The 12,203-nt window shown below is 71.1% G+C and carries 12 protein-coding genes; 3 read left to right on the top strand and 9 right to left on the bottom strand.

The genetic code is table 11. From position 1 onward, the window contains the following. Nucleotides 1-91: 91 nt before the first annotated feature. On the top strand, nucleotides 92-838 hold the full coding sequence (locus LL648_RS45255) for an endonuclease domain-containing protein (protein WP_232663818.1): 747 nt from the start codon (nucleotides 92-94) through the stop codon (nucleotides 836-838). 39 nt (nucleotides 839-877) lie between these two features. Here LL648_RS45255 and LL648_RS18405 read toward each other — a convergent pair whose 3' ends face one another. Together LL648_RS18405 and guaB are read right to left on the bottom strand one after the other, a co-directional pair. Next, nucleotides 878-2,002, bottom strand: a complete 1,125-nt coding sequence (locus LL648_RS18405; protein ID WP_232663817.1) for a GuaB3 family IMP dehydrogenase-related protein — start codon at nucleotides 2,000-2,002, stop codon at nucleotides 878-880. 60 nt (nucleotides 2,003-2,062) lie between these two features. Next, nucleotides 2,063-3,568, bottom strand: coding sequence for an IMP dehydrogenase (guaB, locus tag LL648_RS18400; protein ID WP_232663816.1), 1,506 nt, complete (start codon nucleotides 3,566-3,568; stop codon nucleotides 2,063-2,065). A gap of 222 nt (nucleotides 3,569-3,790) precedes the next feature. Between guaB and LL648_RS18395 the strand changes: the two genes are divergently transcribed. Continuing rightward, nucleotides 3,791-4,171, top strand: a complete 381-nt coding sequence (locus LL648_RS18395; protein ID WP_232663815.1) for a DUF5319 domain-containing protein — start codon at nucleotides 3,791-3,793, stop codon at nucleotides 4,169-4,171. Nucleotides 4,172-4,233: 62 nt separating this feature from the next. Here the strand turns inward: LL648_RS18395 and LL648_RS18390 are convergent, their stop codons facing one another. The 6 genes from LL648_RS18390 to groES all read right to left on the bottom strand — a co-directional run bounded on the left by LL648_RS18390 (nucleotide 4,234) and on the right by groES (nucleotide 10,052). Further along, a complete protein-coding gene (locus LL648_RS18390) occupies nucleotides 4,234-5,313 on the bottom strand; it encodes an anti-sigma-D factor RsdA (RefSeq protein WP_232663814.1) in 1,080 nt (359 codons plus the stop codon). After that, nucleotides 5,314-5,886 (bottom strand): sigma-70 family RNA polymerase sigma factor, encoded by a 573-nt coding sequence (locus tag LL648_RS18385; protein WP_232663813.1) that lies wholly within the window; start codon nucleotides 5,884-5,886, stop codon nucleotides 5,314-5,316. Nucleotides 5,887-6,267: 381 nt separating this feature from the next. Continuing rightward, nucleotides 6,268-6,864 (bottom strand): response regulator transcription factor, encoded by a 597-nt coding sequence (locus LL648_RS18380; protein ID WP_232663812.1) that lies wholly within the window; start codon nucleotides 6,862-6,864, stop codon nucleotides 6,268-6,270. Between the two features lie 166 nt (nucleotides 6,865-7,030). Continuing rightward, on the bottom strand, nucleotides 7,031-7,885 hold the full coding sequence (locus tag LL648_RS18375) for a hypothetical protein (protein WP_232663811.1): 855 nt from the start codon (nucleotides 7,883-7,885) through the stop codon (nucleotides 7,031-7,033). 158 nt (nucleotides 7,886-8,043) lie between these two features. Further along, entirely contained in the window at nucleotides 8,044-9,663 is a 1,620-nt protein-coding gene (gene groL / locus LL648_RS18370; protein ID WP_232663810.1) for a chaperonin GroEL, read from the bottom strand. A 98-nt stretch (nucleotides 9,664-9,761) separates the two neighbouring features. Further along, nucleotides 9,762-10,052, bottom strand: a complete 291-nt coding sequence (gene groES / locus LL648_RS18365) for a co-chaperone GroES (RefSeq protein ID WP_013677399.1) — start codon at nucleotides 10,050-10,052, stop codon at nucleotides 9,762-9,764. 202 nt (nucleotides 10,053-10,254) lie between these two features. On the opposite strand from groES, the gene LL648_RS18360 reads away from it, so the two are divergent. After that, nucleotides 10,255-11,187 (top strand): aldo/keto reductase, encoded by a 933-nt coding sequence (locus tag LL648_RS18360; RefSeq protein WP_232663809.1) that lies wholly within the window; start codon nucleotides 10,255-10,257, stop codon nucleotides 11,185-11,187. Here LL648_RS18360 and LL648_RS18355 read toward each other — a convergent pair. Beyond that, nucleotides 11,141-12,070 carry an AraC family transcriptional regulator gene (locus tag LL648_RS18355; protein ID WP_232663808.1) on the bottom strand — a complete coding sequence of 310 codons (930 nt, stop codon included), beginning with the start codon at nucleotides 12,068-12,070 and terminating at the stop codon, nucleotides 11,141-11,143. The two genes, LL648_RS18360 and LL648_RS18355, sit on opposite strands and share 47 nt — an antisense overlap. Between the last annotated feature and the right edge of the window lie 133 nt (nucleotides 12,071-12,203).

Below are 12,203 nucleotides of genomic sequence, written 5' to 3'. Positions count from 1 at the left end.
GGCTATGTCGACTCGCCCCTTTCGCGGATCCGCAGCAGTAGCACGCGGCGCCGTCACGCCCGCGCAGCTGCGCGGGCCCCGGTTCCGACGGGTGTTCACCGACATCTATGTGCGTGCGGCGGATCCGATCGACCTCGCTACGCGGTCCCGCGCGGCGTACCTCCTGTTCGACGGCCGCTGTGTGCTGGCCGGCTGGTCGGCGGCGGAGCTGCTGGGGTCGTCGTGCGGTCCGGCGGATGCGCCGGCGAAGGTCCTCGCTCGGGGCGGTCGGCGGCGGAGCCGGAAGGGGCTGCTCGTGCACGGCGACACCCTCGCCGCCGACGAGACCCTGTCGGTCGAGGACGTGCGCCTCACGTCACCCCTGCGGACGGCCTACGACCTCGCCAGGTGGAAGTCCCTGACCGACGCCGTCATCGCCGTCGACGCGCTCGCCCACACCTTCCGGTTCGCACCGGACGACCTCCTGAGCTACCCCTACGCGCAGTTCGGGTCCAGAGGTAGCGCGAAGCTCCCGGCTGTCGTCCGGCTCGCCGATCCGCTCTCCGAGTCACCGATGGAGACCAGGATCCGCCTCGCGATCGTGCTGGCCGGCCTTCCACCACCCACGCTCCAGCACCCGGTTGGTCCGTTCCGGCTGGACCTCGCCTACCCGGACGTCCGGCTTGGGATCGAGTACGACGGGCGGGACCACCGCACCCAGGAGCGCGCCATGCGCGACCTGAACCGCGAGGCCTACCTCACGCGCGCAGGCTGGCGAATGCTCCGCTTCCGCGCGGCGGAGGTGCACAACCCGAAGCGAGTGGCCGACCGTGTTGCCCGCATGATCACCGCGAGATGAGCGGCAGCGCGAGTGGATCAACGTTCGCACCCACCTCACTCACCCCCGGACGGTGAGCCCCACCCGCTGGAACTCCTTGAGGTCCGAGTAGCCCGTCTTCGCCATCGCCCGCCGCAGCGCGCCGAACAGGTTGACGGTGCCGTAGGGGCTGGCGGAGGGGCCGAAGAGCACCGACTCGAGGTCGCGCTCCATCGGGGCGAAGCCGGTGACCTCCGATCGGGGCAGGGAGGGGTGCGCGGCGGACGACGTCCAGTACAGGCCGTGGCCGGGCGACTCGGACGCCTCCGCGAGCTGCTCGCCGAGCATGACGGCGTCGGCGCCGCAGGCGATGGCCTTGGCCATGTCGCCGGAGCCGGCCATGCCGCCGTCGGCGATGACGTGGACGTAGCGGCCGCCGGTCTCGTCGAGGTAGTCGCGGCGGGCCGCGGCGGCGTCGACGATCGCTGTGGCCATCGGGACGCCGATGCCGAGCACGTCGTCGGTGGTGGTCGCGGACGACTGCCCGTACCCGACGATCACGCCGGCGGCGCCGGTGCGCATGAGGTGCATCGCGGTGCGGTAGTCGCCGCAGCCGCCGGCGACGACGGGGACGTCGAGGGAGTTGATGAACTCCTTCAGGTTCAGCGGCTCGCCCTCGGAGACGTGCTCGGCCGAGATGATCGTGCCCTGCACCACCAGGATCTCGACGCCGGCGGCGAGCAGGATCGGGGTGAGCTCGCGGGCGCGCTGCGGGCTGACCCGCGCGGCCACGGTGACGCCGGCCTCGCGCACCGACTTGAGCGCCTCGGTGAGCAGCCCGGGGTCGATCGGGGCGGCGTGCAGCTCCTGCAGCAGCCGGACGGCCGCGCTGGGGTCGTCGTCGGCCGCGGCGTCGAGCAGCCGCTCGAGCGCGGCGTCGGCGTCGGCGTGGCGCGCCCACAGGCCTTCGGCATTGAGCACGGCGAGGCCGCCGAGCTGCCCGATCCGCACCGCGCTCGCGGGCGACACCACGGCGTCCGTCGGGTGGGTCACCAGCGGGATCTCGAAGCGGTACGCGTCGAGCTGCCAGGCGGTGGAGACCTCCTTCGAGCTCCTGGTGCGCCGCGAGGGCACGATCTCGACCTGGGACAGGTCGTAGCTCCGACGGGCTTCCCGGCCCATCCCGATCTCTACGAGGTCACGCACGGGAGAGGAGCCTAGACGAGCACAGCGAGACTCCGACCGGCTACGGGGTGTCCGCGTGGGCTACCGGGCCGCGTAGTTGGGCGCCTCGACGGTCATGGTGATGTCGTGCGGGTGGCTCTCCTTGAGCCCCGCGGCCGTGATCCGCACGAGCTGCGCCTGCTGCAGCTGCGGGATCGTCTGCGCGCCGGCGTAGCCCATCCCGGAGCGCAGCCCGCCGGTGAGCTGGTGCACGACCTGCGAGAGCGGCCCGCGGAACGGGATGCGGCCCTCGATGCCCTCCGGCACCAGCTTGTCCTCGGACAGCACGTCGTCCTGCGCGTAGCGGTCCTTCGAGTAGCTCTTGGCGTCGCCGCGCGACTGCATGGCGCCGAGCGAGCCCATCCCGCGGTAGGTCTTGTACTGCTTGCCGCCGACGAGGATGAGGTCGCCGGGCGACTCCGCGGTGCCCGCGAGGAGGCTGCCGAGCATGACGGTGGACGCGCCGGCGGCGATGGCCTTCGAGATGTCGCCGGAGTACTGGATGCCGCCGTCGCCGATCACCGGGACGCCGGCCGGGGCGCACGCGAGCGACGCCTCGTAGATCGCGGTGATCTGGGGTGCCCCGACCCCCGCGACGACGCGTGTGGTGCAGATGGAGCCCGGCCCGACCCCGACCTTGACCGCGTCGGCCCCGGCCTCGACGAGCGCGGCCGCGCCGGCCCGGGTGGCCACGTTCCCGCCGACGACGTCGACGTTGTCGCCGACCTGCGCGCGCAGCTTGGCGACCATCTCCAGCACGCGCCGCGAGTGGCCGTGCGAGGTGTCCACGATGACGACGTCCACCCCGGCCTCGACCAGCACCATCGCGCGGGCATAGCTCTCGTCGCCGACGCCCACGGCGGCAGCGACGACGAGCCGGCCGTCGGGGTCCTTCGTCGCGAGCGGGTACTTCTCGGTCTTGTTGAAGTCCTTGATCGTGATCAGGCCGCGCAGGATGCCGTCGCCGTCGATGATCGGCAGCTTCTCCAGCTTGTGCCGGCGCAGCAGCCCGAGCGCGGCCTCGGCCGTCACGCCGACCCGCGCCGTGATCAGCGGGGTGGGTGTCATGACCTCGTGCACGGGGCGGGAGTGGTCCATCTCGAACCGCATGTCGCGGTTGGTGATGATGCCGACGAGCTTGCCCCCGGCGTCGGTGACCGGGACGCCGGAGATCCGGAACTTCGCGCAGAGCGCGTCGACGTCGGCGAGCGTCGCGTCCGGTCCGCAGGTCACCGGGTCGGTGACCATCCCGGCCTCCGACCGCTTGACCACCTCGACCTGCGCGGCCTGCTGCTCGGGGGCGAGGTTGCGGTGCAGCACACCGAGCCCGCCCGCGCGGGCCATCGCGATCGCCATCCGCGATTCGGTGACGGTGTCCATCGGCGAGGACACCACGGGCACCTTCAGCCGCACGCGACGCGTGACCTGCGTGCTCGTGTCGACCGCGCTGGGCACCACGTCGGATTCGGCCGGAAGGAGCAACACGTCGTCGAAGGTCAGGCCCAACATCGCGAACTTCGCAGGGAATCCCGCGGTCTCGCTGGTCATCGCCGGCTTCACGCCTCTCACCCGGTTACCGGCGGCACCGCCGCCTTCCCGACATCGTATCCACGACGCACGGTGGTTCCGGTACGTCTGCGGGAGGCGATGCCCACATCGCACCTGATCCGACGCCTGCCAAGATCGACTACTTGGTGCGACACACCGAGTGGTGCACCGGTCGCCGACGCAATCGGAGTTCCGTCCTCATGGCGGAGTATCGTCGACAGCGTGTCACCAGATGCGCTGCCGCCGGACCCGTTCGCCGGTGATCCGCACGATCCCGCTCTGTCGCTCGACGGCAGCCCGGAGATCGAAGAGCTGGACACCCTGAGCGACGCAGAACGCGACGAGGTCGTCGCGGATCTGGCCGATCTGGCTGTCTACCAGGCGCTGCTGGAGGCGAGGGGGGTTCGCGGCATCGTCGTCGATTGCGGCGACTGCGGCGAGCAGCACTTCCACGAGTGGAGCCTCCTGCGCGCGAGCCTGCAGCAGCTGCTCGAGGAGGGCCAGATGCGCCCGCACGAGCCCGCCTTCGATCCCGACCCGAGCAGCTACGTCACGTGGGAGTACTGCCGCGGGTACGCCGACGCGGTGCTGTCCGACTCCTAGACCCTGCCAACGAGAAGAAACGGCCCCGCTCCGAGGAGCGGGGCCGTTTCTCGTGCTCGGACTCAGGTGGGTGTGGTCGCTGAATCGGTGCCTGCCGGCGGGGCACCCGACGCGGTGACCTTGCCGCCCTCGGTGTTCCCGCTCGGCCGGTCGCCCTGCCCCGACGTCGTCGTGCTGGTCGGGGTGCTGGGCTTGCCCTCCGAGGTCGCCGACGGGTCGGCGCCGGTGGTGGGCGAGGTCGTCGGCGCCGGCTCCTTGGTCGGGCTCGACGTGCTGTCCGGGCCTTCGGGGGCGTTGAGCCGGCGCGGGTCGTTCGTCGGGTTCTTGGCGGGATCCTGCTGACCACCGCTGCCGCTCGACGGATCGGGCCCCGACGGGTTCTCGGTGCTGGTGCCCGGATCCTTGGGGTCGGGCTTGTGCCCGGCGCTCGCCGGGACCTTCCGCTTCGGGTCGGTCTTCAGCGGAGCGTCGAGGTCGGCCGACTCGCCGGGTTCGGTCTCGTCCGCCTTCGCAGCGAGGAAGTCCTGCACCTCGGAGAGCTCTTCCTGGCCCTCCTCCGGTCGGATGGCCCCGAGATCCTCCTCCGCCTCGGCGAGCTCCTGCGCCGCGAGCGCGGGGTCGCCGTTGAGGAGTGCCTTCTTGGCGTTGTCGATGCGGTCCTGGACCCTGGCCGCCGCCTCGACGGAGTCGGCGCGCTCGGAGTAGAGCACCTTCGACACGCCCCAGAGGGCATCCCCGGGCTGGGCGTTGTAGGAGCCGACCGAGAGCCCGCCCATCGCCAGCACGACGAACGCGGCGGCGGCCGCGACGGGCGCGAGGTGGCGGATGCCGCGCGAGCGCGGCCGTGCGGCCTTCTGGATCGTGGCGATGGCGGTGTCGATGTCGACGAGCTCCGGGAGGGGCTCGGACTCGACCTCGGCCCGCCAGGCGGCGAGTATCGCGGCGACGTGGTCGTCGGCGTCGTAGCCGCCGAACCCCGGCGCGGACACGGCCATCCCGGCGCCGAGCGCATTGATCAGCTCGTCGTCGGCCTGCACCGCAACGAGATCGACGGGCTCATCGAGCTGCTGATCGAAGGGGCGGGAGCGATGACGCATGCCTTCTGGCCGCATCCCGTTGCTGCTCCCGAACTCGTCACGCACTCAGACCACCTCCTCCTCTGGCATCGATTTCCGCAACCGGGCGAGTGCCCGGTGTTGTGCCACCCGTACCGCTCCTGGTGTGGAGCCGACGGCCTCCGCTGTCTCCTCGGCAGACAGTCCGACCACAACACGCAGCACGAGGATCTCGCGCTGCTTGTCGGGGAGCTGATCGAGCAGCCTGCCCATCTCACTAGAGAGTTCGACGCGCAGAGCGCGTTGCTCGGGGCCGTCCGACGCCTCGATCGCGTCGGGGATGTCCGCTACCGGTTCCGACCGGTTCCTCGTCGCCGCCCGGTGGGCATCGATCACCTTGTGTGAAGCGATGCCGTAGACGAACGCGAGAAACGGGCGTCCTTGTACGCGGTACCCCGGCAAGGCCGTGAGCACGGCCAAACACACCTCCTGCGCGACGTCGTCGGCCGAAACCGACGAACGGTCCATCCGACCGAGCCGTGCGCGGCAGTAGCGCACGACGATCGGACGAATGATGGCGAGCACGTGCCCGACAGCACGGCGGTCGCCTGCCATGGCAGCGGCCACCAGCTCATCTGGAACGTCTGTCGTCTCACTCATCGCGCAGTGTTGTCCGGGCGTTACGGAACATCGTGGTCATCATCCGTTCGTGAGGCCGATCACGGAGAGCGTTCAACCGTGTCCTCAGCGCTGACCACCGTAGCGAAGGGGACGAACGTCCCGAGTTGGGCTCCCATTGCAGAAGGAGACGTCCGGGATCGCTCTCTCGTTGCACGTCGGAGCGTCTGCCACCCGTTCGGGGGACAGCTCCGAGCAAGACCTCACGCAAAGGGGCCGCGGGCGTCTACACCGCAGCGCGAGCGACGCAGCCGCCGACACCCAGGGTAGGTGTCGCGGCCGCGTCGTGCTCGTTTCATTCCCGGCGCGTGTCGCCGCCGGGAGCCGTGCATGTCGCGCCTGGGCGCGACTCCTACAGGTGTTCTACGAGACCAGACCGCGGCGGAAGCCGTGGGCGACGGCCTGGGCGCGGTCGCGGACGCCGAGCTTGCGGAACAACCGCCGCGCGTGCGTCTTGACCGTGTCCTCCGACAGGTAGAGCTCGCGGCCGATCTGGCCGTTGCTCTTGCCCTGGCTCATGCCGCGCAGCACCTGGAGCTCGCGCTCGGTGAGCGAGACACCGGGATCCGTAGGAGCCCGCGGTGTCGGCACGGCAGTGCTGGCGAGCGTGTGCGCCAAGGCGGCGACAAGCTCCGGACGTGAGGCGTCCCAGCGGAGGTAGCCTCGTGCGCCGCCTGCGATGGCGGCCGCGATGCTGCCCGCGTCGTCGGGGGCACCGAAAACGATGACGTTCGCCTGCGGGTGTGCGGCGACCAGGCGTCGCGTGGCCTCCACCCCCGTGGGCACCGCTCGCTGGGTGCCGACCAGGACGACGTCGACAGGCTGCCGGGAGAACCGGGCCAGCAACTCGTCCCCGTGCGCAACGCAATCGATCCGGTGCACCCCGGGCACCGCGGACATCACGCGGGTGAGGCCTTCGCGGACGCTGCGACGATCGTCGCAAATAAGTACCGTCGTCACGACGATTCCTTCCTGCAGTTTCCTGCAGCCGGGTGATGTGTCACCCCCCTCATCGGCGAGTGACAAGACCACCTTGACACGATCAGGGCGAGTTTGTGCCCTCCATTCGGGAGTCTTGCGCCAAGTGGCACTCGTCATGTGGGTGACATGCGTCCGAATGGAGCAATCACGTTACCCGGAGCCGCCAAGGAAGCCACTCCGACTCCCCCATCAGGCGCCTTCCGTTTGGGTCACTCCGCCGGTATATGACGCTCAGCGTGGCCGCCGCGGCGTGTCGTCGGCGTGCCGCGCCGTCCGTCGTGCCGCTCACCGATTTTTCTGCCATCCGGCTCTCGAACTCGTTTGCATCTTGAAGATCAGCCGCGGCTAGATCAACGGGCCATCGCAGCGGGAGCAGGCCCTGCTCGGCGCACTGTGCGGCCGCTGCGTCGAACTCGAGCAGCGCGCCTGCGGCGTCCACGGCGCCGGCCGCCGCTCGTGCGACCACGAGGACGATACGGGACTTCAGGACGTGCCGCAGCGAGCCGAACCCCTCGGCCAGCTCCAGGGCGGCCTCGGCGGGCTCCACCGCGGCTGTGGCATCACCGCAGATCAGCGCTAGTTCGGCGCGCACCCAGCCGGCCCGGATCAGCGGACGCGGCGACGGGTGCCCGGTCGCGACGGCCACCGCGGCGTCCAGCAGGCGCCGCGCGAGCGCGGGCTGCAACAGCCCGATCGCGTCGGCGGCGAGGCCGACCGTCGCGTCGATGCGCGCGGCCCACGGGTCCGTCCCGTCGTGGTCGGGTTCGGCCGTGCCGGCTGCTCGCGCGGCGAGCCGTAGCCCGAGCGCGTCGTGCGCACGTGCGGCCGCATGGCCGCCGAGCTGGCGACGGTGCGCCGCATGGGTGACCGCCGCGTGCGCGGCCACACCTGCCCCGGCGGCGGGGTCGGCCAGCAGCGCCAGCAGCTCCGTCGACGCGGTCGCGTAGTGCCCGGTGCCGCCGAGCGCCACGGCGGCGAGCCAGCGTTCGCGCGGCGGCATCGAACGGTCCAACCGCACCTGTGCGCCCGGAGAGGTACCGAACGCGGCTTCCCGGGCGGTACCGGCCCCGGGAACGCCCGACGGGCGGGCCGATCCATCGGATCGACCCGCCCGTCGGGGGGTTGAGCTGGTTGAGCTGGACGTGCCGCTCGTGTTGCTCAGTGGCCGTGCCCGTGGCCGTGGCCGCCGGCCGGCGCAGCCGGGGGCTCCGGCTTGTCGACGACAGCGCTCTCGGTGGTGAGTACCATGCGCGCGATCGACGCTGCGTTGACCACCGCGGAGCGGGTGACCTTGACGGGGTCGATCACACCGTCGGCGAACAGGTCGCCGTAGGTGAGGGTGGCGGCGTTGAAGCCGTCGCCCCACTCCTGGTCGGCGACCTTGCCGACCACGACGGCGCCTTCGAGGCCGCCGTTGGCCGCGATCCAGTAGAGCGGCGCGGACAGCGCGGTGCGCACGATCGCGACACCGGTGGCCTCGTCGCCCTTCAGGCCGAGACCCTCACCCAGCGCGGCAGCCGCGTGGATGAGCGCCGAACCACCGCCGGGCACGATGCCCTCCTCGACGGCGGCCCTGGTGGCCGAGACGGCGTCCTCGATGCGGTGCTTGCGCTCCTTGAGGGCGGTCTCGGTGGCGGCGCCGACCTTGATGACCGCAACGCCGCCGGAGAGCTTCGCCAGCCGCTCCTGCAGCTTCTCGCGGTCCCAGTCGGAGTCCGAAGCCTCGATCTCCGCCTTGAGCTGCGCGACCCGCGCCTCGACGTCGGCGGTGGAGCCGCCGCCCTCGACGAGGGTGGTGGCGTCCTTCGTGATCACCGCGCGGCGGATGGTGCCCAGCAGGTCCAGCCCGGCCTCGGACAGCTTGAGCCCGACCTCCGGGTTGATGACCGTGCCGCCGGTGGCGACCGCGAGGTCGTCCATGAAGGCCTTGCGGCGGTCGCCGAAGAACGGCGACTTGACCGCGGCGACCTTGATGGTCTTGCGGATCGAGTTGACGACGAGCGTCGAGAGCGCCTCGCCCTCGACGTCCTCCGCCACGATGAGCAGCGGCTTGCCGTCGGCGAGCACCTTCTCCAGCAGCGGGAGCAGGTCGGCGATCGCGCTGATCTTGTCGCGGTGCAGCAGGACGTAGGCGTTCTCCAGCACCGCTTCCATCGACTCGGCGTCGGTGACGAAGTACGGCGAGAGGTAGCCCTTGTCGAACTGCAGGCCCTCGGTGATCTCCAGCTCGGTGGCGAGCGTGGAGCCCTCCTCGATGGTGATCACACCGTCCTTGCCGACGGTCTCCAGCGCCTCGCTGATGAGGTCGCCGATCTCCTGCTCGCGCGAGGCGATCGTGCCGACCTGCGCGATGTGCGCCTTGCCGTCGACCGGAGTGGCCTTCTTCGCGAGGAACTCGGAGACGGCCTCCGCCGCCTTCGAGATGCCCACGCCGAGCGCGGTCGGGTTGGAACCGGCCGCGACGTTGCGCAGCCCGGCGGCCACCATCGCCTGTGCGAGCACGGTGGCGGTGGTGGTGCCGTCGCCCGCGACGTCGTTGGTCTTGGTGGCCACCGACTTGGCGAGCTGGGCGCCGAGGTTCTCGAACGGGTCTTCGAGGTCGATCTCACGGGCGATGGTCACGCCGTCGTTGGTGACGGTGGGCCCACCGAACTTCTTGTCCAGCACGACGTGGCGGCCGCGCGGGCCGAGGGTCACCTTGACCGCATCGGCCAGCTGGTTCACCCCGCGCTCGAGCGCGCGACGCGCGGTCTCGTCGAAGCTGATCTGCTTCGGCATGTCCTGCCTCTCTTGGTCTTCAGGGAAAAGCACCGCCCCGGTGGCCGCTCGGTCGAGGGACCACCGGGGCGGCGGCTACACAGAACTTGCCGGGTTCGTCAGTTGACGACCGCGAGCACGTCGCGCGCGGAGAGGATGAGGTACTCCTCGCCGTTGTACTTGACCTCGGTGCCGCCGTACTTCGAGTAGATGACGACGTCGCCGACGGCCACGTCGAGCGGCACGCGGTTGCCGTTGTCGTCGATGCGGCCCGGGCCCACCGCGAGGACCTTGCCCTCCTGGGGCTTCTCCTTGGCGGTGTCGGGGATGACGATGCCCGACGCGGTGGTGGTCTCCGCCTCGCTTGCCTGGACGACGATCTTGTCCTCGAGCGGCTTGATGTTCGCCACTTGATGACCTCCCCTTCCTGGGGTGCTTGCTGGCCTTGTTGCTCTAGTCGTTCGACGGCGTCGGGTCGTCCCGTCGTCGCGGGTGCCGGGACGTCCCCGCCGTACGATTGGCACTCTACCCATGAGAGTGCCAATGCCTCAACGGCCCCACCCCCACATGCGCGAGTCGGCCTGTCCGGGAGTGGAGGCATAGGGTTTGCGCATGCCGAAGATCGGAACCCAGCTCGACGTTTCCCGGCTCTGCCTCGGCGGCAACGTGTTCGGTTGGACGGCCGACCGCGAGGCGTCCTTCGCGGTGCTCGACGCCTACGTGGCCGCGGGCGGGAACTTCATCGACACCGCCGACTCCTACACGTGGCGCGTCGAAGGCAACAGCGGCGGCGACTCGGAGCGGATCCTCGGCGACTGGATGGCCGAGCGCGGCAACCGCGACTCGCTGGTGGTCGCGACGAAGGTCGGCTCGTTCCCCGAGCGGAAAGGGCTGTCCGCCGCCAACATCGCGGCGGCCGTCGACGACTCGCTGCGCCGGCTCCGCACCGACCGCATCGACCTCTACTACGCGCACAAGGACGACCCCGACGCCCCGCAGGAGGAGACGCTCGCGGCGTTCGACGCACTGGTGAAGGCCGGCAAGGTGCGGGCGATCGGGGCGTCCAACTTCACGCAGGAGCGGCTGCGCTCCTCGTTGGAGATCTCCCGGCGTGACGGCCTCACGTCCTACGTCGCGCTGCAGCCGCTCTACAACCTCATGGAGCGCGCCGAGTTCGAGTCGCAGCTCGCGCCGCTGCTGGCCGAGGAATCGGTTGCGTGCATGCCCTACTACGGGCTCGCGCACGGGTTCCTGACCGGCAAGTACCGGCCGGGGACGACCCCGGAAAGCGTGCGCGCCCAGCGGGCGACCGAGTACCTCGACGGCCGCGGGGTGCAGGTGCTCGCCATCCTCGACGAGATCTCGCTCGGGTACGGCGTGCCGGTGCCGGCCGTCGCGCTGGCGTGGCTCGCCGACCAGCCGACCGTCGCCGCGCCCATCGCGAGCGCCCGCACCCCCGAGCAGCTCGCCGAGCTGCTGCCGATGCTGGAGCTGCGCCTCACCGACGACGAGCTGCGCCTGCTCGCCTATATGAGCCAGGACTGACCCCGAGCGTCCGCTTGAAGGCGACGCCGAAGCTGAAGGCGTCGGCGTAGCCGACCTTGCGCGCGACCGCGGAGACGGTGGCGCCGGGGTCGGTGAGGAGGTCGGCGGCCAGCGCCATCCGGCGCTGCGTGAGGTAGGCGATCGGCGGTTCGCCGACCAGGTCGGTGAACCGCCGGGCCAGGGCCGCGCGCGAGACACCGGCCTCCTCGGCGAGCGCGGCCACAGTCCACGGCCGTTGCGGCTGCTCGTGCAGCGCCCGCACGGCACGGCCGATCACCGGGTCGCTCCACGCCCGGTACCAGCCAGGGGCCGATTCGACGAGCCACGCGCGCAGGGTGCGGACGAGCAGCAGGTCGAACACCCTGTCCAGGACGACGGCCTGCCCCGGCGCGTCGAGCGAGAGCTCGGCGGCGAGCATCGCCAGCGCGGGATCGTCGGCCGCCGGGACCACGACCACCGGGTCGAGCGCCTCGACGAGCCGCAGCGCACCGGCGTGGGCGACACCGTAGGCCCCGACCAGCAGCGCGGCCGCACCGTCGGGATGGGTGCCCCACGTGCGCGGGCCGAGCGCGGTCTTCGCAGCGACGTCGACCCCGTCGATCCGGCATTCGGTGTCGCTGAGGACGGTGATCCCGACAGGCGTCCCAGGGGTGTCGGCGACGACGAACGGCTCCCCGCCGCGGACGACCGCGACGTCGCCGGCCCGCAGCCGCACCGGCTCGGCCTCGCCCCGCCGCACCCACCCGTCGCCGCGCAGGAACACGGTCAAGCTGAGTGCGGCCGGCACGGCGTACCGGATCGCCCACGGCGGGGTGAACACCGACCGGCCGAGCATCGCCCGCTGTGCCCGGACCTCGCCCAGGAGGTCCTCGAACACGTCCACGGGGGCCAGCCTAAGGCGGCAGCTCCCACGGCTGCGGCGGGCGCGGGGGTGGGGAGTGCCAGGAAAGCCACTTTCCTGTCCTGTGGCGCCAGGAAAGTGGCTTTCCTGGCAACGTGTGCGTTGCGTCCTGGAC

The organism is Pseudonocardia sp. TRM90224 (genome assembly GCF_021245725.1).
Lineage (GTDB): Bacteria > Actinomycetota > Actinomycetes > Mycobacteriales > Pseudonocardiaceae > Pseudonocardia.
This window is presented reverse-complemented; position numbering and strand designations above follow the sequence as displayed.